We start from the raw sequence: 21,086 nt of genomic DNA, 5'->3' as shown, positions 1-21,086 counted from the left end.
TTAATGAACAGTTATAACAAAATACTTAACTTTTATTTTATTTTTGATAAAATGAGCCTAGTCGTCTATTATTTTCCTTAATCGGTAAAGTATATACTTTTACCATAACGTAGAGTGTCGATTATCCGATGTACCTCTTAGGATAGTAGGAGGTTGGTCACGAAGGGCGATATTACATAAGTTTTAAAATACAATATTATAGTGAGGATAATTCAAGTGAAACAACTAAGTTTAAGAAAAAAGCTCATTTTTTCATTTTTAGCAATGCTTATCATCCCAACACTGTTAATTGGAATTGTGTCTTACCAAAGTGCAGGAAAGCAAATTTCAGAAGAACAACAAGCAAGCGCAACCGAAAGTGTGCGTATGCTTAATACGAATATTACCAACACGATTGAGCCAAGAGTGAAGGACGTTCAATATTTTTCAAAAAAGCTCAATCAATCTTATTTACAAGAAAGTAAAATTTCAGAACTTAAATCTCTTTTCCACGAATATGTCAACATGCATCCAGAGGTAGAGCTGATTTATATTGGAACCTCTGATGGCAGACTACTAGATGAGCCTGCACAAAAATACCCTAGTGGGTTTGATCCTCGTACGAGACCTTGGTATAAACAAGCTTTAGATAACAAAAACCAAGTGTCTATTACAGCGCCATACATTACACAGTCAACAGGTGATATCGTTCTTACGATTACTCAAGCTTTACCAGATGGCTCAGGAGTAATAGGGTTAGATTTAAATATTTCTACACTAAGTACCATTACGAATGATATACGCATTGGAGAAACTGGCTTTGCTTCACTTTTAGATAGCAATAAAATTTATATTGCCCAATCAGATAAAGAAAGTGGTTCTGAAGCAGCAGAAAGCTATATTACTAAAATCTATGAACAAGATAGTGGTAACATTATAGAAAAAGATCGTCAGCTACAATTTGTTACAAATAAGCTAACAGGTTGGAAAGTTGTTGGTACAATGTTTACAGCCGAGGCTGCAGAAGCCGCAGCTTCGACCTTTAATATCAACTTAATAATCATCGCTATTTCTATTATTGTTGGCATTATTTTTATGCTATTCATGATAAAATCGATTGTTAATCCGATCAAACGACTTCAACAAAGCGCTATAAAAATTAGTGAGGGCGATTTAACAGAGTTTATTGACATTCATTCTAAAGATGAGGTTGGACAGCTAGGGGAAGCCTTTATCGCAATGAAGGTTAGCTTAAAAAAACTTATTCGCAACGTTGATCAAAGCTCCCAACAAGTACAGACTTCGGCGCATGGATTATCTGCGAATGCCGAACAAAATATAGCTGCTTCAGAGCAAGTTGCAAAAGCTATGCAACAGGTTGCTATTAATACAGAAAAACAAACAACAGGTATTGACCAGAATGCTGTCTCTATTGAAGAAATCGCAAAAGGAGTCGTCGAGGTCGCCGATAGCTCTATGCAAGTTTCAGATTTATCTAGCCATGCTATAAAATTGGCCGAAGAAGGCGGGCAAGCGGTAGATCAAACTGTAAATCAAATGATTTCTATTCATGAATCCGTGGCACAATCAGATACAATGATTAAATCACTCTATGATCGAACAAAAGAAATCGGGTCTATTTTAGAAATTATTAGTGCTATTTCAGATCAAACAAATCTGCTTGCACTTAATGCTGCTATTGAGGCAGCACGAGCTGGAGAGCATGGGAGAGGCTTTGCAGTAGTTGCCGATGAAGTGCGCAAGTTAGCAGAGCAATCTCATCAATCAGCCGAGCAAATTTCTGCCCTAATTACAGGCATTCAGCAAGATACGGCTAAATCTGTTCAAACAATGATTAAGGCTTCAGCGGATGTCCAGGATGGTTTACAGCTAACAGAAGATACAAGTAAAAAATTCACCAACATTATTAAGAGTCTACACGATATTGCTCCGAAAATGGAGGATATATCTGCTTCCGCTCAAGAGATGTCAGCAGTAGTCGAAGAAGTTTCTGCAACTGCTATCGAGCTAACAGATCATGCAAAACTAAATACAGCAGCGTCAGAGGAAGTTGCCGCTTCAACTGAACAAACGTTGTCCTCGATGCAGGAAATGGCTGCAGCCTCAAAAGCACTTCTCGATATGGCTGATGAATTACAAAGCTATGTAAATCGTTTTAAATACTAAAAAGAACAGCACGATGTTAATGGAGATTTTCCAAACATCGTGCTGTTCAATTTTAACTACTTTTTAGTAAATACTCATTGCTCTTTATTTATTTTCCTCATAACTAAATTGCCATTCAATACCGAATTTATCAGTAAGGGAACCGTAACATTTACTCCAAAACGTTTCTTGTAGCTCCATTTTAACCTTGCCACCCTCTTTAAGACCGTCAAAAGCTTTTCGCATCTGCGTCTCATCGTCTGAGACAACGGCTAATGTTACATTGTTTCCAGTCGTGAATGGATTGCCCGGGAATGTATCTGAGAACATTACTGTACTACCAAAAATCGAAAGTCGCGTATGCATCACAAGATCTTTTGCTTCCTCTGGTAATGGATAATTTGGATTTTGAGGTGAATCTCCAAATGTCATAATTTCAGGCTTGTTCGCATTAAAAACTTTCTCATAAAAAGATACAGCCTCTCGACAATTTCCATTAAAAATTAAATAGACTTCTACTGCCATTTCCAACACTCCCTTTGTCATTTTTCGAAACAATTCTATTTTACATGGATAGCAAATAGTAATACAAATTTTAGATAAGCCGATCAATAATCTTGCTTTCCTACAAATATTGCAGGATTTTTGCTAAGTACTTTCTTTTGAAACATTACGCTTATCCATCTATAACAAAAAATAGTATATCTTTATATTTCGGTTAATTCCTGTTCTTTCCTGCTAACTTTTTATTTATTTAGATAAAAGCTTTGACATTTACTCAAAAATAATGTAAATTACCAAATGACGAACGATTTAAATTAAAACTTAAAAAATATTCGTATTTTAGGAGTGTTTATAATGGATAACGTATTTGACTATGAAGATATTCAGCTAATTCCCGCAAAATGTATAGTAGAAAGTCGCTCAGAATGTGATACTTCTGTTACTTTAGGTGGTCATACATTCAAAATTCCTGTTGTACCTGCAAACATGCAAACAATTATCGATGAAAGTCTTGCTGTGAAGCTTGCTGAAAACGGTTACTTTTATATCATGCACCGTTTTAACCCTGAGACACGTATCAATTTCATTAAAGATATGCAAGATCGTGGATTAATCGCATCCATTAGTGTTGGTGTAAAAAATGAGGAATATCCTTTTATTGAAGAATTAGCAGCTGCTAATTTAGTGCCTGAATTTATTACAATCGATATTGCACATGGTCATTCAAATGCTGTCATTCGTATGATTCAACATATCAAAAAACTTCTACCAAATAGCTTTGTTATTGCCGGTAATGTGGGTACACCTGAAGCGGTACGTGAACTTGAAAATGCTGGTGCAGATGCAACAAAAGTTGGTATTGGACCAGGTAAAGTATGTATTACTAAAATCAAAACTGGTTTTGGTACAGGTGGTTGGCAGCTTGCCGCACTACGCTGGTGTGCAAAAGCCGCAACGAAGCCTATTATTGCTGATGGCGGTATTCGTACACATGGTGATATTGCAAAATCGGTTCGCTTTGGTGCTTCAATGGTGATGATTGGCTCATTATTTGCAGGTCATGAAGAGTCCCCTGGCGAAACAATCGAAATCGACGGTAAAACTGTGAAGGAATACTTTGGATCTGCTTCTGAATTCCAAAAAGGCGAACGTAAAAATGTTGAAGGTAAAAAGATGTTTGTTGAACATAAAGGCAGCATCAAAGATACGTTAATTGAAATGCAACAAGACCTTCAATCATCTATTTCCTATGCAGGCGGCAATAAACTTGATGCCATTCGAAATGTAGATTATGTAATTGTGAAAAACTCTATTTTTAATGGAGATAAAGTATACTAAAAACTAGAAGAACCCAAACAAGAATGGAATAAATTCTTGTTTGGTTTTTTTGTTGGTTCCGTTTCTCCTGGGCAAAAATACTGAGCAATTTTCCATACTACCCGAGCGTTCTCGGCTCTTGATTGACCGATTCTTTTGTTGAAAACATATCTTTTTGGCAAAAGAAAAAATGCTACCAATGAAGTGTAGCATCTCCCTTTAAATTATAGCTTGTTAATAACAGCGTGGATCGTTTCTTTTAATTCTTCATCATGATCAGAAAGGTCTACAAGGTTTGCTACACGCTCACGTAATACTGGACGTTCAATTACAAGCTTTTCATCAAGTACTTGTACTAGTAACTCGATAATAAGACGATCACGTACGTTTAATGCTTCTTCTAAACGCTCTGGTGTAATTTTTCCTTTTTTTGCTGCTTTAGCCATTTTTAAAACCCCTTTTAAATTTTATATTCATGCACATCTATTTTAGCATACAGCTAATTTATTTTGAAAACTTTCTTTCATGAAAATACACCAAAACTTTACAAATACACACTATTATATTTACGGTGAAATGTTATATTCATGAAAAACGATTTATAAGATTGGAGGAATTCGATGAGCCATAAGGACTCGACTTTTTTACAATTAACAAAGGCTATACCTAAGATTTTACAGTCATTTCTAAATATATGCCTTGTACTTCTAGTGCTCATTTTATCCTTCTTACTTAGCAAAGAGCTTATCCATTTTTTTGAAATTTCCATTTTCAACAACGAGGGTGGAGACTATAAGCTTTTTCTTGCTAATATTCTTATTTTCTTTTTGTATTTTGAATTTATCACTATGATTATTAAATATTTTAAAGAGAATTATCATTTTCCACTAAGGTACTTTATTTATATAGGGATTACAGCCATGATTCGATTAATTATCGTGGAACATGATCATCCCATTAACACCTTAATTTATTCACTTATTATTTTAATATTAATTGTAAGCTATTTTATTATTAATATTACGCCGCTGGAACGGCCTGTACGCTCATCACTCTTTATGAAAAAAGAACAATAACTTTATTTTCCTAAAATGCTGTAATGCAAGTTGGTTTATCAAGGACAAAGAAGAAATGGTGCAATGACTGTACGTACTGTCCATCACTAATCTTCACCTTGCCTGAGCATAAATAATTCTTGTACTGTCACAACTCCTATGACAAGAGAAGAAAGCTCTGCGATATCGATCACCATTTCTACATCATAGTTAGTACTAGTAGAAATTTTTATCTTACCATCAATAGCCTCGATAACAATTTGCTGATTATTTTCAGCCAATAAGTTAACTTAAATGTTAATGTTTGACCATTAAAATTATGTGTTGTAAGCTCCTCAAAAAACCTCGAACATTAATAATGCGATACATTAAACCACCACCAGAAACAGCACTTGCATGATAGACACTTGGGATTAAATGATTTGTTCCATTACGTATATCTCCTAAAAAGAAGTGAATATTTTCTTCTTGTGTGTTCCATTCAATACGGTTCACTTGATCCACCTGACTATTTAAAAATGTACTGAACTCTAATAGAGCCTCTGGTGTCTCATAGATCCATTCTTTAATGACTGATTATTAAGTAAAAAATTCACTTCATAATTTTTTTCACATGAATTTCAACCCTCGATAATAACATATATTACCACATGCAAATAGTACTCGTTGGGCTCCTTATTTGAGGCGGAACATTTAGTGCTTGTTGTTTTTGCATACAATGTTTTATAGCTACACCCTTATTCAACTTCTCAAGCAAGTTGGTAGTAACTAAAATACATTACTCTCGTTGGCTCGTTGATTAGGGCATCAAGAAGTGATTACAAAGTGGGATACAACTAAAGGTAAAGCCCGGAAATACGATGTGTTGCGCACACATATGACTTAACTAAAAAGGAATGGACTGAATTATTGAAGGGAGACGGAAAGAGTGAATCTGATTGATGCATATATTCATGAAGTAACTAAAAGGATAAGCAAGGAGAAGCGTGATAAAACCCGTCTAGAACTAAAATCTACTATTGAAGATATGTTATCTGAAGATTACTCAGAATCAAATATAAAGGAAGTTCTTAAAAAACTCGGTAATCCTGTAGAAGTTGCAGCAAGCTATCAAAAAACGCCACGATTTATAATTGGTCCAGAAGTGTTTGGCACTTATATTAGGACAATAAAATTAGTTATTCCTTGGGCAATTTTACTTACAATTATTGTACAGATAATAGAAAGTATTGTGCTCTATAACGGAGAAGGTGCACTCCTGACTGCTATTATTAAAACTATTTCTATCACTATCTCTCATATTATTTCAGTAATCATCTACGTACTGTTCTGGATTACAGTTGCTTTCATTGTCATCGAACGATCCGAAGGAAAAAACGTTCGAATGCCACTTATAAAAAATTACCCAGAATGGACACCGGATAATTTAGCAAAAGTTAAAATAATCCCTAAAGAAAAAACGATTTCACTTAATGATAATATTTTAAGCTTCTTAGGCATTGCTATTTTCTCCTTTGCCTATTTCAATGCTAATCACCTGTTAGGAATTTATACTTCTCACAATAAAGGCGGGTTGAAATTTGTTATGCCTATATTCAATCAGGATGTCTTACTGTCCTTCGCTCCACTCGTTTTATGTTGTATCATTTTAAGTGTAGCTTTAACATTATGGAAATTGAAAACTGGTCAATGGACAATGGTAATCGCCGTAACTAATGCACTTCTTCAATGTACAGGAGTCATTGTTTTTATCCTTATGGCTATTCACCCTGATCTTATACACAGTCCAGCCGTACCTTATATTGCTGCAATTACGGGAACGACCTCTGCTAAGATTTTGTTTGCTATAGACCGAATATTATTCGTAAGCATTGCTATTGCCATCATTGCAAATGCATTTGATATTTATAATGGCTTTAAAAAGGCTAGGATTTAAAAAGAACTATAAGTTTTGAGAGCTGACTCTTTCTTGTTAGCTCTTTACTTACCCATCTATTTTTGACCTACATTCTCCTTAAAATACCGTTATTACCCATTTTTGTATAATAATAACGTTCATACATTCCTGCACTAATTCAAACAGAATAAGGGAAATAATTATGACCATTCTTCTTGTAGGTGACAATCAGGTCAATCTAGAAAAAGTATTAAAATATGCAGGTTAGGATAACTGTGTTTCTCATCTGCCTATGAGCTTTTTGATTATTTACAGTTATGCTCGCGGAAGCACTCGATATCGGAGGAGTAGATTATATGACAAAGCCGATTAATATCTTTCCGACAAATACTTAACAAAATCTACTCATTTAAAGTTAATAAGTCCCCTATTTTTTTCATATACATTTTATATTGGACTACTTTAAATTTAAGGAGAGAATAATTGTGGACATTTACGTAAGACCAGGGGATTCTCTTTGGCGTTTCAGTGAAGTGTTTAAAATACCTCTTCAACTAATTAAAGATTCGAACCGAAATATTAATTCTCAATTTTTAAGGGTTGGACAGCGCATTCGAATTCCAGGATTTGTTACAGTCAATTATCAAGTAAAACAAAGAGATAGTTTTTGGCAAATAGCCCAAAGCAGAAATCTCCCATTAGGAGCCATCTTGCTTGTCAACCCCGGTCTTAATCCAAATCAATTACACATTGGACAGACAATCCGCATTCCCCAACGAATCACATGGAGGCTCGTCAATGGTAAACAAAATTATACTTACACGATTATGATGAATGATATCAAAAAGCTTCTCGATGCTTATCCATTTCTACAAAGCTCTACTATTGGACATTCTGTTTTACAACATGAAATCCCAGAGCTTCTCATCGGGAACGGAACTAAGCGTGTCCATTATAACGGCTCCTTTCATGCGAATGAATGGATTACGACTTCAATTATTTTAACTTTTATAAACGACTATCTACTCTCTCTCACCAATCAAAGTACAATTCGCGGTTTATCTCCATTACCACTTTACCAGCAAACAATCCTATCTATAGTTCCGATGGTCAATCCCGATGGTGTCGATTTAGTATTACAAGGGCCACCTAATGACGAAGTATTAAGAAATCAGCTTCTTACTATGAATAACGATAGCACCGATTTCTCAGGTTGGAAGGCTAATATAAATGGTATCGATTTGAACGATCAGTTTCCTGCAGAATGGGAACTCGAACGTGCACGAAATCCAAAAATACCTGGGCCAAGAGATTTTGGCGGACAACGACCTTTGTCCGAGCCTGAGGCCATTGCTATGGCTGACTTAACAAAGAAACGCGATTTTGCCAGAGTTCTTGCGTTTCATACACAAGGTAGAGTGATTTATTGGGGTTTTGAAAATCTCGAACCACCAGAGTCAGAAATCCTTGTTAATGAGTTTAGCCGGGTCAGTGGCTACGAGCCTATTAATTCAGCAGGCAGTTATGCGGGCTATAAAGATTGGTTTATTCAGGATTGGCGTAGACCTGGCTTTACAGTTGAGTTAGGTAGTGGTACAAATCCACTTCCGCTTAGCCAATTCGACGACATCTATGAAGAAACATTAGGTATATTCCTTGCAGCATTGTATATGTAATAAAAAGAGCCGTTCAATGCTAAATAAATATCCCCAATCCCCTTTTACTTCTGAGTAAAAGGGGATTTTTTGACCTCTAATAATTACACCTTGGTGAAAATATGGACGTATTTGGAAAAATTACTTTGACAGGCAGAGTAATGTTTGCTAATATTACTCTAACAGATAGAGCAATAAAAATTAAGTAGGTGACTTATGGTTCGAAGTGACATTATCCGCGGACACTTGGATTCCATTATTTTAAGGTTAATTTTAGAGAAAGACCGTTATGGTTATGAAATTTCTCAGGAAATAAGTATCCGCACAAATAATCGATTTCAAATTAAAGAAGCAACTTTATACGCAGTTTTTCAACGTCTTGAGAAAAAGGAAATTATTGAAGCCTATTATGGTGATGTTTCACACGGAGGCAAAAGAAAGTATTACCGTATTACCCCGTTAGGTAAAGCTTATTTAAATGAGCTAGTAAAAGAGTGGTCGGAAGTAAAAGAAATTATCGACTTATTTATGGAGGGCTTAGAATGAAAAAGATAAAAAATCATATTGATGAGCTTTTTAAAGACATTCCTCGTAATAAAGAAACAGAGATGGTGAAACAAGAAATCATTCAAAACCTTGAAGAAAAAGTATTTTATTTAATGGATCAAGGGAAAGAACAAGAGGATGCCGTCAACAAAGCCATCGTGGAGTTTGGGGATATCGAGGATTTAAAAAAGGAATTAGGTGTTAAGGAGCCCGAAAAGAAAAACATGTCTAAATTAAATTTAGAATTCTCTATATGGGGTAGTGGCTTAATTATTGCATTTTTTATTTTTATTAATCTTTACTATACACCAAATACAATTTGGGCAATCTATCCAATCTTCGCAATATTATGGTGGCCATTATCTATGTACTTCGTTTGGTCACGTAAGAAATGGAGGGAATAAAACATGAAGAACTTTATTAGCTTTTCGATTGTTGGTAGTTTGATGACAATGATTTTTTTAGGAATCGTCAATTATACGACTTCACCTCAGACGATTTGGTTTATGTACCCGTGCTTTCTAGTTTTGCTATGGCCTATAACTTTATTTTTCATGTCTAAAAGAATGTATAAACAATATTCTCTTGTTTGTAGTGCCATGATTATTGCTTTTCTAATCATTGAAAATTATTTATACTCACCCGATTATATATGGTTCATTTATGCGATTTATCCAATTATCTGGTGGCCTATTCTTATGTATTTAGAGGAAAAAGCAAAAATATTAAAAATTGCACTAATAGGCTGTGCAAGTACCATTATTTATTACTCCTTATTAAATATTATTTTATCTCATCCATACCCTTGGGCGATCTATCCATCATTTTTAGTAATTTGGTGGCCTTTAGCTTTATACCACGCACAAAGAAAAACGTTTGTAGCCTTCTCTGTTACCGCTACAATTCTTATCAGTATCTTTTTTATTACAGTAAATATTGTCTCTTCACCAGGCGTAATATGGGCGATATACCCAATCTTTATAGTCCTATGGTGGCCCCTTAGCATGTACTTTTATGTTTATAAAAGAAAAATATACAATTCAATAACTCTCCCTAAAAGAGTCTAAAAATTCCGATTATATTTCATGTTCGCAGGGGGAAATAGATGAAAAAGATAATGAAGTTTATAAAATATACTGGAATAATTACCATCGTATTATTCATAACAGCGCTTTTATTCCCTACATGGACTTCCCATATTAAAGGTAATAACAGTGTAAGTGCATTAGAGCAAGTAAAGATAAATGGAAGTAATCATGAAGTTATGATACGTGGCAAAGATAAGGATAATCCCGTTATTATTTTTGTCCATGGAGGGCCTGGATGTTCAGAAATACCGTATGCCAGTAAGTATCAAAACTTATTGGAAAACAATTTTACGGTCGTGAATTACGACCAAAGAGCAAGCGGAAAATCATATCATTTTTTTGAGGATTATTCTAATCTTTCATCAGACTTACTCGTAGATGACTTATTGGCCTTGACGGATTATATATCAGATCGTCTTGGCAAAGAAAAAGTAATATTAATTGGCCATTCTTATGGTACGTATATTGCAACGCAAGCTGCCTATATAGCTCCTGAAAAATATGAAGCATATATTGGTATTGGACAGATGAGTGATACAGTAGAAAGCGAGATTGACAGTTTGAACTACGTAATTAATCAGGCTCAAAATGATGGCAATGTAGAAGATGTTTTATATTTACAAGGATTAACTGAAAAAATCAAAAATGGCGATATGTATACCCCACGAAATTATGTTATGAAGTATGGCGGGTCTGCAAGACTTATTGATAACCCCGATGATAATATCTTAGGTATGTTACTCAGTAGTGAGTATAACTTATTAGATGTAATCGGTTATAACTATGGGTATTCTTATTCTCAAAAGAATTTGTTAGAGAGAGATTTAAAAAATCCATTACCTACTAAAATAAAAAAACTTGAATTACCATGCTATTTTGTTATGGGTAAATATGATTATCAAACTTCATCTAATGCAGCAAAAAAATACTTTGATATGATTGAAGCCGATAAAAAGGAATTTATTGCCTTTGAACAATCAGCTCATTATCCACAATTTGAAGAGAAGGAAAAATTTTATAAGTGGATGTGCGATACGTTTATAAAATAAATGTAATTGTGTTAATTTCATAATCTTGGATCCATTCAAATTATTAACGGGGGCATGCATTCAATAAGGGTTATTTATGAAGTTAATCTGCCCTATTTGTTTAATAAGAGCGTGCTTGAATCAATTCTTTTTCATATGCCCTGGATATAAGTTGAGCCATCGAAGTTATCGATATAGTCAATAGCAACGATTGTAAGTAGCCCTCATAATTCATTTGCTATATAATTTAGTTACTAAATATTTTAATGGGCAGTGATACTATGTCAAAAAATGAGCAATTGCACAATGTAGAAATGATTATGAAAGAGATGCTTGAAATACAGCATAAATCAAAAATGTTCGTAAATCTCTTATCTGAGGGAGAATCATTATCTCAAAACCAACTGGTCCTCCTACTTCAACTAAAATCTAATAGTGGTATGAAGGCAACAGAAATTGCTGAGTTCTTTAGTGTGACACCAGGAGCCGTTACATCGATGTGCGATAAACTGGAAAAGTTAGAATTAATAGAGCGGATAAGAGAGCAAGAAGATCGTCGTGTTGTAAAAATGGTATTAACTAATAGCGGTGAATTAAAGGTTCAAGACTTATTTTTAAAGTTTCCACAGGAAAAACTGATAGACATGGCAAAAATATTGCGTGAGGTTAATCAGTTAATGAATAAAATTTTTTAGGATTTCATGAAATTGAAATCCTTTTTTTATTGCCCAGAAAGTACATAAAAAGTTCATGGCGAGATTTTTGTTCTTGACAAAACAAAGCGACATATACTTTAATTAATATATGTTTTAGTTATTAAAATATATATTAATTAAATTAACATGAGGTGATTATCCGTGATTCAAAAACTACGTACAGTAACCCTTACTAATGGCACTATTAAAGACTTAGCAGCAGACTGTGAGCAATTAAATATCCGTGGATTTGTTACTTTACATCAAGAGATACGCGTAAAAAAAATCTCTACTCAAGGCCATAGTTCTTTTCATTCCCGTGTTGAAGCACAAATTTTAAATAGTACAGGGTCATGCTCTATAAAAGATTTTTGTGAAATTAATGAGGTTAAAAATGCCGGGAACTTAAATATGCGCAATGGACGAATAACAAAATTGAATAGTTCTGGAAAGTTGACCATTGAACAAAACTTACAAGCAGAACAGTTCCATGCAGTCGGTTTTGTTAAAGCGAATGAAATAGTGGCTAAACATTTTCAATTAAAAATGTCTGGTGGAAATGAGATTGGAAAGCTTATTGCAGATGTGATACATGTAGAAAAAGATACGTTATCTATATCTTTTCTAAAGAAAAAGCTGAAATGTACATGTATAAAAGGAGAACAAATACACCTTTCCTTCACAGATGCGGAAATTGTTGACGGAGAAATTGTAGCAATAGGCGATAGTTGTCATATACAAACACTTTATTATACAAAAAGCTATTCGATTGCTAAAAACGCTAAGGTGCAGCAAATTATACGGAGGGAAAAGGAATGACATTCATAAAAATCATTCAAGGCTTTTTTTACTCATTAGCCCTTCTCGTATTATCTGTCCTCTATGCAGGGCTGATCCTAAGTGCATTACTGTCAATGGTAGCCGGTATTTTGCGAACATTCGGCTTGGAACAAATACAAATGAGCATTTGGAATGGTGTTGAGCTTCCGATCGCTTTCAGCATTCCCCTAGCGCTCTTATTTTCTTTGTTGCTGTTCTTTTGTTCAATGTATATCAAACGCTCTATCCAATTTTGTTTTTCCAAGCTTAAATTTTAAAATTAGAAGCACACCTTTAGTTTGAAAATAAAAGGTGTGCTTCTAATTATTTATTTTACTTTTACATAGTCATTAAATTTTTTTATTGCGCTTTTGTCATTAATTAACGCCTTTTTAAATATATTAGATAATATGGATAAAAATTTCTCGATATAACTTATTACCAAAAGTGTATATGAGAATCGATAAAGCATATGCTGTGAAATATAAGGTGATTTACGTTCTGTTTTTTTGCAAAATACTCTTCCTCAAGGATTTGAGAAATAAAAAAATAGAACCTTTCATCCAAAATTAGAATGAAGGCTCTATTTTATTTTGTAGAAACAAATCGTCTACATCCTTTGTTTCTACAATCAGATTTTATTTTAAACGAAGCGCTTCGTCTGTTGTTTCGTTAACTTCTTTAAGAAGCTCTGGATTATCTGCTAATGCCTTGCCGTATGATGGGATCATTTCTTTAATTTTTGACTCCCACTCGTTAACATGTTGAGGGAAACATTTATTAATTACCTCAAGCATAACGTGTACAGCAGTAGATGCACCTGGAGAAGCTCCAAGTAATGCTGCGATTGAGCCATCAGAAGCACTTACAACTTCCGTACCAAATTGAAGTGTCCCTTTACCGCCAGCTTCTGTATCTTTAATAACTTGAACACGTTGACCAGCTACAATAATATCCCAATCATCGCTCTTAGCATTTGGGATGAAATCACGTAGCTCTTCCATACGTTGTTCTTTAGATAGCATTAGTTGTTGGATTAAATATTTTGTTAATCCCATTTCTTTAACTCCTGCCGCTAATAACGTTGTAAGATTATGCGGTTTTATAGAAGCAAATAAGTCCATATTTGAACCTGTTTTTAAGAACTTAGGTGAGAAGCCTGCGAACGGTCCAAATAGTAAAGATTTTTTGTTATCAATATAACGTGTATCAAGATGCGGAACAGACATTGGTGGAGCACCAACTTTAGCTTTTCCGTATACTTTCGCATGATGTTGTTCAGCAACTTCTTGGTTTTTACATACTAAGAATAATCCACTGATTGGGAATCCACCAATATGTTTCCCTTCAGGAATACCTGATTTTTGTAGTAACTCTAGGCTTCCTCCACCAGCGCCAAGGAAGACAAATTTTGCTGTATGGTATTCCATTTTACAGCCATTTTTGTCATGCACTCGTACTTCCCATGAACCATCGCTAGTACGTTTCATGCTTTCAACACTATGATTGTAGTTGATGTCAACGTCTTTATTTTTTAAGTGGTCGAATAACATACGTGTTAATGCACCAAAGTTAACGTCTGTACCAGTGTCAATTTTTGTCGCAGCGATCGCTTCATCTGCTGGACGATCCTCCATAATAAGAGGAATCCATTCCTTTAGTGTTTCTGGGTTATCAGAAAATTCCATACCTTGGAATAAAGGATTTTTTGTCATCGTTTCATGACGTTTTTTTAGAAACTCTACATTGTCTGCACCTTGTACTAAACTCATATGAGGTAAAGGCATAATGAAGTCTTGCGGATTACTGATCAGTTGGTTGTTCACAAGATAAGACCAAAATTGTTTTGAAAGTTGGAACTGTTCATTAACTTTAATCGCTTTGCTGATATCGATTGATCCGTCTTTTTTCTCTGAAGTGTAGTTAAGCTCACAAAGTGCCGCATGCCCAGTTCCCGCATTATTTAATTCGTGAGAACTTTCTTCACCAGCTTTATCGAGCTGCTCAAACACTGTAATTTTCCAATCTGGCGCTAATTCTTTGAGCATTGTCCCCAAAGTCGCACTCATGATTCCGGCACCAATTAAGATAACATCTGATTTAATTTGTCTGTTACTCATTTTTACCTTCCTTATATATTAAGATTTGCAGAAAGGATGTAAAGCGCTCCTGCTTAGATGTCTCAGTAAGCCTAGGAGTAGCCTAGGAATACACCTTTTCTGTATCAATTATTACCTTATTGCAGTGTATCATAATTACATAAAGATTAAAATATCAACTATCTATATGAGAGTTATGTGCATTTTTCGAGCCTTCCCCTTAATAAATCAAGAGAAAAACCTCCTATTCCACCACAAAGAAACCTAATCTTTATTTAAGTTTTATGGAATAATTGACCTAAAATTGGCTAGCGTTTTCATATGATAATGCAGATTTTTTAATATTATATTTATATAATAACATAAAAATATGGAACCAGTCTTGTTTTTGCACCAGCTCCACCACATATAAAAATATAACGAATATTCTTAATCGTTTCTAGTGTTATCTTAAAATTATTTCTTTTTTATTCTAACCAAAAAATCAATTCTCATCCTATTTATTTTTCGACAGGGCTTTTTATTTTCCAACCATCTATTTTGAAACCACCCATCTGATTAAATACATGGTTTACTAACTGTTCATATGCCTCCATCATCTTTTGTTTGTTCACTTCTAATAATGCTTTTAAAAACAATTCTTTAAATATTGAATCGGGAAAAACATTTTTTAAATATTTTTTAATATATGTTGGATCTATAAGATAAGAATGTACTTGATAGTATGGAATGCTTTCTAACCTTAGAAACTGACAGTACTCAGAAAATAAATTAGCTAATGAATTAAAATATACAAAGGGGAAATCCTCTCTTTGTTGTTCAAAACAATCCTTTAAATTATCTAGTGAATCCCATAGTGAATATTTTTTAATTTCTAAAACTGTTTTATTTAGTTCATCATAATCATTGTTTAGCCAATGTTCCGCTTCGATTTTTAATTCATTAAGTGTCCCCGTGTTATCAAATAAAATCTTTCCTGTAATAAATTGAACCATGGACATTGTTCTTTGGTTTTGAAAATCTTGTTGAAAGTATTTGCGAATTTGTTTTGGTGGATTAGCGAAATATTCTATAAGAAAACCATTCATAATCCTATTCCCTCGCTCTCGCCAATCAACATCTTCAGATAAAATAATATGTACATCTATATCAGAACGCTTTGAAGGATCTCCTGTTATATAGCTCCCACATACGAGTGCCCCTACAACATCATTTCGATTCTTCCAATCTTTTAAAAACTCTTCAAGTGCCATTTTCCATTCTTCCATAAAACTATCATCACCCTTCTTAAAAATCGGACTTTGGAATACCACAATATATTCAAGATTTATTCAAGAAAACCTTTTACTTTTTATAAAAAAAACACAGCCCATTAGCTGTGTTAAATTATGAAATATTATCTTTTTTATGCTGTTCCCTTTGTTTTCAGGATCTCTTTTGTTCAATTAGATGAATATCTTAATTGTCTCTAAAATGATGTCGTTATTCTAATTAGAACACCCATCTAACCTTTATTTTTTTCTAGCAGCTGCTCCATTTTATGATTAGCTTGTAGCAAGACTTGCTTTATTTGTTTAATCTCATTTTCTCTTTGAATCATCTGTTTATACTTATTTTGAAATAATATTTTCAGCTGTTGAACGTTTTGGATTTCCGCTTCTGTCAATTCATCATTTTCATCCGTATTTTGCGACCATTCAAAAAGCATTTTAATTTCTTGAAGTGAAAAACCACATTGTTTTAGTTTACGAATTGCACTAATGATTTCAATATGTTCCTCGTTATACTCACGATGTTTGTTTTTTATTTCCGGATGTAATAAACCCATTTTTTCGTAATAACGGATCGTATCTTTACTAAGATCCGTACATGTAGCAAATTCGCCAATTTTTATGATCATCACCTACTACATTATAAATTTATAAACCAATAATAGTAATATACAATGGAATATGAAACGAATGATATGGTGACTATATCTTAGCTGTTTATTTGTTAATAGCCCTTCCGCAACTGTTAATACATGTAACAGAACAAATTCTAGAATTAGTAACATCAGTACTAGAGCTTTGTTTGGTAAAAATATTGTTACAAGAATACTGATAGATATGACCACAAATAAGAATGCTCGTATTTGAAATCCATTCTCTTTCCATTGATGCAAGCCTGCAATCCCTGTTAATAATACGTATACCCCTATCAATACATAAACAATAATATCCATTTACATCACCCCATTCTTTTAATACTTTCACTTTAAAAGATGGAGTTAACTCCATGTCAACAGATTAAAATCAGAAGAGCAGTAATCATTCTTCTAGAACTACTACCTATCGTTAGTACAAGAAATATACTGCTGTTACTAATTAAGTCATTAACTCAATTTCAGCTATGAATAGCTCAGTCTCTTTCTCCTAATCCTACTTATTTAAAAATATCAGCTAAATAGTTTTGAATAGATCCTGGTAATAGTTGAAAGAATAATCCTTCATATTTGATATCGAGTATACCAGCAATGAAAATAATAATAATGGTGAATAGTAAAAGGGGCTTCTTATTTTTAGAAATCCACTTCAATAATCTCCCCTCCTCTGAAAAATAACGGTTATAGTTTGCAAATTAAGTATATATTGATTCATGTAATATAGAAACCTAACCTTTTGATCATAAAATCATTCTGTCACCCAAATTGGAGATGTTACATAAATTAAAATGACGCTGCTTATTATAAAGTCGGTTTTCTTTTAGCTTGTTTCACCAATTTTTGATTTTAATAAAGAAAGGAATAGCAATGGTAAACTTTAAATCATTTCGTGGGGTCGTTACTCAGATTGATGATTTTCCGATCGGGCAAAATGGGGAAAAGGAAGGCTGTTATAAACTTATGACGGTAGAAGATAGTACTCAGGGCATTATCAATTTTGTCGTCTCACCTTCTACTTATTTTGTAAACCAAGAAATTGTAACAATCGGTGATCTGATTACTGGATATTATGATGGGAATGCACCTGTTCCTTTGATATATCCACCTCAATATCGAGCCCTCGTCGTCGTAAAGGAAAATAGCTTTCAAAATGTCAAAGTCGACTTTTTTAATAATCAATTAGTGAGTAGTGATGGTCAATTACAACTAAATCTTTCTGCTTATACACTTATCTTGCTTAAAAATGGGCAACCTTTTTCAAAAAGCCCGGCAAATCGAAACTTAATTGTTATTTATGGTCCTACTACAAGGAGTATTCCTGCACAAACTACTCCGTATAAAATAATCGTTTGGTGTTAAGAATAGGTTCGTCACCATAACGTGGGGTTGATTTCCGTTCCGACTGGACGCTTTGTTGCTGCCGCTTCGCTTTCGCACAGAGCAAAGCTTCCTGGGGGCGTCCGATGAGACGCTATCCCCAAGAAGTCGCCAGCCTCCACTCCAATCAACTTATATGGCATACGTTTTTAATAAACATCATTCCTAACTTTTAGTAATGATACAAAAACTAAATTAAATGTAAAAAAACACTGAAAATATTTCCCAGGAAAGATGCTCAGTTTTGGAAAAAGTGTATTCCAATTCGGTGGATCACAGCCCAGGATCCATCGGAAAAGAAAACGTTATGTTTCCTCTTCTGCGCAATATAGCGCTAATAATCGACTAAAATGTAAAGTTACTACAAGCAGAAGGAATACAATTAAGCGGCTCAAGTCCTTTTAGGCTTAAGCCGCTTAATTGTATTATTTTTATATCCTCTGTCTACTGTTTGCCTTGCATTTCGTGTAATTGCTGCTTGATTTGCTCTAAGTATTCTTTATTTTGCTGGACTGTATCCAAATGCTCACCAAATTGCTTTGCATTCATGAATGCATTTTCTGCATGTTCGATTTGATTGAAAGCATGCTCAATCGCTATCTCCTCCGGATGTGACTTTGCATGCTTTAACAAACGCTCTGCCTTTTGGACAGAGTTCCCAAACAAAGTGCTTGGATGATCCTGTTTCCAGCTCATATCTGAGTGCTTAGCCAATTTTGCCTCTTCCCTTCGTGCCAATTTGATATAAGTAATCTAGATATAGTATTGGAAAATGTGCAGAAAATATGTACGGAAAATTTAATGAATATCTATGTAATCTACGCTTAAGATAAATTCATATTTGAAAGAGGATACCATCATTGGAAATAAATGGCATTCAAAACAATTTGGAATTCCAATTAAAGAGTTAGTTCGAGCTATACATTAGGGCTTTCACTTTTATTTAATACTGACAGCATGGCATTCTTTGATTGTAATGGATTACGTCTTTTGTTAATCTTGCCAGAAAAAGACGAATTTTTAAGTTAAAAATATGAGCATGACTTATGAGGATTTAGTAAATAAAAATGTTACGTTTATCGACGAACCACATGTAGTAGCAATAATGGAACAAACAAGAAACATGGATGATATTTTTTAAAGATACAGAAGATAATACTCATGCATTCATGAGTGAAGCGCAAGTTTAAGAAGAAAGGAAACCGTCTAATATGCGCGTCTCCTTTAATAAGCCTTTTAACACTTCACTTTCTAGAGTAAATTGCACTATTTTCGATACGGTACTTCAAGTACATTTCCTCTAGCGTGTATCAATTACATCTACCAACCTCCTTTACTTATGATACGATTCTCCATGACTAGTTTTGATGTAGAGTACTATTCCTTTGTTACCGGTCATTATTCAAATTATAATCAAGCTCACCTATCATTTAGGTTGAAATCATCAAGGAGAACCAACATGAACAACAATAAGGACAACACAGAAATCATCTTACTTTCTGATCCATCCGAGTGCTTGATGCATCCGTTTTATAATAAACAAATCGTTTTTACAGGGGCCCTTTCCACGATGACACGTTCAGAAGCTGCGAAAAGAGTACGATCTTGTGGAGGAATTATGCAAGGGACTGTGACACAAGATACAGATTTCGTTATTCTCGGGGACAAACGTCGCGGTATAAGTACGAAACAATTAAAAGCGGAGAAATTAATTAGCCTCGGCCAAGACATTCAAATTATTATTGAAGATGATTTTATTTGGCTCATTTCAATGCCAAAAGAAAAGCTGCCTCCAATTTAAATACCATTCTTTAATCCATCTCATCTTAAAAGGTATGGAAAACAACTATGTTCACATACCTTTTCACCTATTTTATTACTTCAAACTTATGATCGTAAGTCTAAATGATTTTAATTTGAAAGCTCATAATTCCATAAAAACTAGAACAGTTCACTAGACGAAGTTTAAAAAATAACACGGCTTAGTTTACTACACAATTCAACTCTAATATAGAACATATCTTATAGTATCCTAGCAAAAGGAGGTGATAAAATGGTACAAATTCTTGATTACCAAGCAACTGAACCTCTAAGTACGTTTAACCCAGCAACTGCTTTTCCAATTCCGCAGGCACCATTTAAAATTCTTTTAGCTTCGATTCAAATAAACATCCCAGGCACCGCTTCAAGAAACAATAGTGTTGAGCTACTTGCAAGCATCGGCGTGGCAGGAGTTACTGATATTTCCCAAATTGTATTTAGAGTCTTCCGTAACGGGAAAGAAATCTATAATACGCAAGATGGAGTAGAGTCAGCTGGTTCAGAACAAAATTACATCTTTACCTTCCAAGCTATTGATTCCAATTTGATAGCTGGCGCTAACTTCTATCAGGTTTTTGCTGAGAATATTACACCCAACACACAAGCAAACATTGTTGGACCGATTTCTTTTAGTGGCCTAGCTATAAAAAGTTAACGAATAGTTCTTACTATGCCTCTTGATTATGTTTATGCCTCATGCAAATTTAAGGCATACATGATCAATTTTTCAAGAGTGTTGATAGAGTGAGACGTATGCTTTAAGGCATATTAATTAAAAAATAAGCTGTACAGAAGTTATTGAAATTTAACTTTCTATACAGCTTATTTTTTCGTTTATATTATACTTCCCTATAAGATCTTCATCTCTATAGATGGCCATTGTGAGAAATTGATAAAAATTATTTTAAAACAAATTGGGCGATAACTGCTTAGCAATTGGTGTAAAATAGCGCTTTTCAGATCAGGCTAACCAATAGTTTTATATTTTTTCGTTTTTCTTTAAATCGATCAAAAATTTTAAATAGACTACAAGTAACGACATATAGAGGACTTAATAAAAAAACGTATCTACTTTCAGGAGCCAAATAAGCTACAGGAAAAGTCATTGCCTGTTTG

The 21,086-nt window shown here is 34.1% G+C and carries 25 protein-coding genes and 1 pseudogene; 16 read left to right on the top strand and 10 right to left on the bottom strand.

Annotated features, from left to right (window positions below; all coding sequences use genetic code 11):
- Positions 1-216 precede the first annotated feature (216 nt).
- Complete coding sequence (locus tag C7Y47_RS18365) at positions 217-2,166, top strand: methyl-accepting chemotaxis protein (RefSeq protein WP_142510071.1); 1,950 nt, start codon at positions 217-219, stop codon at positions 2,164-2,166.
- A gap of 84 nt (positions 2,167-2,250) precedes the next feature.
- Here the strand turns inward: C7Y47_RS18365 and C7Y47_RS18360 are convergent, their stop codons facing one another.
- A complete protein-coding gene (locus tag C7Y47_RS18360) occupies positions 2,251-2,670 on the bottom strand; it encodes a VOC family protein (RefSeq protein WP_142510070.1) in 420 nt (139 codons plus the stop codon).
- 333 nt (positions 2,671-3,003) lie between these two features.
- On the opposite strand from C7Y47_RS18360, the gene guaC reads away from it, so the two are divergent.
- Positions 3,004-3,987 carry a GMP reductase gene (guaC, locus tag C7Y47_RS18355; RefSeq protein ID WP_142510069.1) on the top strand — a complete coding sequence of 328 codons (984 nt, stop codon included), beginning with the start codon at positions 3,004-3,006 and terminating at the stop codon, positions 3,985-3,987.
- Positions 3,988-4,190: 203 nt separating this feature from the next.
- Here the strand turns inward: guaC and C7Y47_RS18350 are convergent, their stop codons facing one another.
- Positions 4,191-4,412, bottom strand: coding sequence for a phosphate-starvation-inducible protein PsiE (locus C7Y47_RS18350; RefSeq protein ID WP_142510068.1), 222 nt, complete (start codon positions 4,410-4,412; stop codon positions 4,191-4,193).
- 174 nt (positions 4,413-4,586) lie between these two features.
- On the opposite strand from C7Y47_RS18350, the gene psiE reads away from it, so the two are divergent.
- A complete protein-coding gene (gene psiE / locus C7Y47_RS18345; protein WP_142510067.1) occupies positions 4,587-5,042 on the top strand; it encodes a phosphate-starvation-inducible protein PsiE in 456 nt (151 codons plus the stop codon).
- An 86-nt stretch (positions 5,043-5,128) separates the two neighbouring features.
- Here the strand turns inward: psiE and C7Y47_RS25785 are convergent, their stop codons facing one another.
- Both C7Y47_RS25785 and C7Y47_RS25780 read right to left on the bottom strand, forming a co-directional pair.
- Entirely contained in the window at positions 5,129-5,302 is a 174-nt protein-coding gene (locus C7Y47_RS25785; protein ID WP_255505246.1) for a sterol carrier protein domain-containing protein, read from the bottom strand.
- Between the two features lie 16 nt (positions 5,303-5,318).
- Positions 5,319-5,579 (bottom strand): hypothetical protein, encoded by a 261-nt coding sequence (locus tag C7Y47_RS25780; protein ID WP_255505248.1) that lies wholly within the window; start codon positions 5,577-5,579, stop codon positions 5,319-5,321.
- Positions 5,580-5,949: 370 nt separating this feature from the next.
- Between C7Y47_RS25780 and C7Y47_RS18335 the strand changes: the two genes are divergently transcribed.
- The 9 genes from C7Y47_RS18335 to C7Y47_RS18290 all read left to right on the top strand — a co-directional run bounded on the left by C7Y47_RS18335 (position 5,950) and on the right by C7Y47_RS18290 (position 13,027).
- Entirely contained in the window at positions 5,950-6,957 is a 1,008-nt protein-coding gene (locus C7Y47_RS18335) for an HAAS signaling domain-containing protein (protein ID WP_142510066.1), read from the top strand.
- A 446-nt stretch (positions 6,958-7,403) separates the two neighbouring features.
- Entirely contained in the window at positions 7,404-8,594 is a 1,191-nt protein-coding gene (locus tag C7Y47_RS18325; RefSeq protein ID WP_142510065.1) for a M14 family metallopeptidase, read from the top strand.
- Between the two features lie 195 nt (positions 8,595-8,789).
- Entirely contained in the window at positions 8,790-9,119 is a 330-nt protein-coding gene (locus C7Y47_RS18320; protein ID WP_053482886.1) for a PadR family transcriptional regulator, read from the top strand.
- Entirely contained in the window at positions 9,116-9,523 is a 408-nt protein-coding gene (locus tag C7Y47_RS18315; protein ID WP_142510064.1) for a permease prefix domain 1-containing protein, read from the top strand. The genes C7Y47_RS18320 and C7Y47_RS18315 overlap by 4 nt, the downstream gene beginning before the upstream one ends.
- A gap of 3 nt (positions 9,524-9,526) precedes the next feature.
- Positions 9,527-10,186, top strand: a complete 660-nt coding sequence (locus C7Y47_RS18310) for a hypothetical protein (RefSeq protein ID WP_142510063.1) — start codon at positions 9,527-9,529, stop codon at positions 10,184-10,186.
- A 38-nt stretch (positions 10,187-10,224) separates the two neighbouring features.
- The gene (locus C7Y47_RS18305; RefSeq protein WP_142510062.1) at positions 10,225-11,256 is read left to right on the top strand and encodes an alpha/beta fold hydrolase; all 1,032 of its coding nucleotides are present in this window, start codon (positions 10,225-10,227) and stop codon (positions 11,254-11,256) included.
- A gap of 260 nt (positions 11,257-11,516) precedes the next feature.
- Positions 11,517-11,930: a MarR family transcriptional regulator gene (locus C7Y47_RS18300; protein ID WP_142510061.1), complete on the top strand. Its 414-nt coding sequence runs from the start codon at positions 11,517-11,519 to the stop codon at positions 11,928-11,930.
- Positions 11,931-12,092: 162 nt separating this feature from the next.
- On the top strand, positions 12,093-12,749 hold the full coding sequence (locus tag C7Y47_RS18295; RefSeq protein ID WP_142510060.1) for a hypothetical protein: 657 nt from the start codon (positions 12,093-12,095) through the stop codon (positions 12,747-12,749).
- Entirely contained in the window at positions 12,746-13,027 is a 282-nt protein-coding gene (locus C7Y47_RS18290; protein ID WP_142510059.1) for a hypothetical protein, read from the top strand. Before C7Y47_RS18295 ends, C7Y47_RS18290 begins: the two co-directional genes overlap by 4 nt.
- Positions 13,028-13,387: 360 nt before the next feature.
- Here C7Y47_RS18290 and C7Y47_RS18285 read toward each other — a convergent pair whose 3' ends face one another.
- The 5 genes from C7Y47_RS18285 to C7Y47_RS25035 form a co-directional block, all read right to left on the bottom strand.
- Positions 13,388-14,869: a malate:quinone oxidoreductase gene (locus C7Y47_RS18285; RefSeq protein WP_142510058.1), complete on the bottom strand. Its 1,482-nt coding sequence runs from the start codon at positions 14,867-14,869 to the stop codon at positions 13,388-13,390.
- Between the two features lie 479 nt (positions 14,870-15,348).
- Positions 15,349-16,116: a nucleotidyltransferase domain-containing protein gene (locus tag C7Y47_RS18280; RefSeq protein ID WP_142510057.1), complete on the bottom strand. Its 768-nt coding sequence runs from the start codon at positions 16,114-16,116 to the stop codon at positions 15,349-15,351.
- Positions 16,117-16,352: 236 nt separating this feature from the next.
- On the bottom strand, positions 16,353-16,748 hold the full coding sequence (locus C7Y47_RS18275; protein WP_142510056.1) for a MerR family transcriptional regulator: 396 nt from the start codon (positions 16,746-16,748) through the stop codon (positions 16,353-16,355).
- A gap of 6 nt (positions 16,749-16,754) precedes the next feature.
- Complete coding sequence (locus C7Y47_RS18270) at positions 16,755-17,072, bottom strand: hypothetical protein (protein WP_142510055.1); 318 nt, start codon at positions 17,070-17,072, stop codon at positions 16,755-16,757.
- A gap of 200 nt (positions 17,073-17,272) precedes the next feature.
- Positions 17,273-17,425, bottom strand: coding sequence for a hypothetical protein (locus C7Y47_RS25035; protein WP_185903528.1), 153 nt, complete (start codon positions 17,423-17,425; stop codon positions 17,273-17,275).
- Positions 17,426-17,639: 214 nt separating this feature from the next.
- Between C7Y47_RS25035 and C7Y47_RS18265 the strand changes: the two genes are divergently transcribed.
- Entirely contained in the window at positions 17,640-18,131 is a 492-nt protein-coding gene (locus C7Y47_RS18265) for a hypothetical protein (RefSeq protein ID WP_142510054.1), read from the top strand.
- A 462-nt stretch (positions 18,132-18,593) separates the two neighbouring features.
- Here the strand turns inward: C7Y47_RS18265 and C7Y47_RS18260 are convergent, their stop codons facing one another.
- Positions 18,594-18,863: a hypothetical protein gene (locus tag C7Y47_RS18260; RefSeq protein ID WP_142510053.1), complete on the bottom strand. Its 270-nt coding sequence runs from the start codon at positions 18,861-18,863 to the stop codon at positions 18,594-18,596.
- 178 nt (positions 18,864-19,041) lie between these two features.
- On the opposite strand from C7Y47_RS18260, the pseudogene C7Y47_RS25775 reads away from it, so the two are divergent.
- From C7Y47_RS25775 to C7Y47_RS18245, 3 genes and pseudogenes are all read left to right on the top strand, one after another.
- Positions 19,042-19,339, top strand: a pseudogene (locus tag C7Y47_RS25775) (VOC family protein).
- Between the two features lie 269 nt (positions 19,340-19,608).
- Positions 19,609-19,950: a BRCT domain-containing protein gene (locus C7Y47_RS18250; protein ID WP_142510052.1), complete on the top strand. Its 342-nt coding sequence runs from the start codon at positions 19,609-19,611 to the stop codon at positions 19,948-19,950.
- 252 nt (positions 19,951-20,202) lie between these two features.
- Positions 20,203-20,625, top strand: coding sequence for an exosporium protein C (locus C7Y47_RS18245; RefSeq protein WP_142510051.1), 423 nt, complete (start codon positions 20,203-20,205; stop codon positions 20,623-20,625).
- Positions 20,626-21,086: the final 461 nt, after the last annotated feature.

The sequence above is a fragment of the Lysinibacillus sphaericus genome (genome assembly GCF_006864135.1).
Lineage (GTDB): Bacteria > Bacillota > Bacilli > Bacillales_A > Planococcaceae > Lysinibacillus.
The sequence above is the reverse complement of the archived record's forward strand: the minus strand, read 5'-3'. Positions and strand labels throughout refer to the sequence as shown.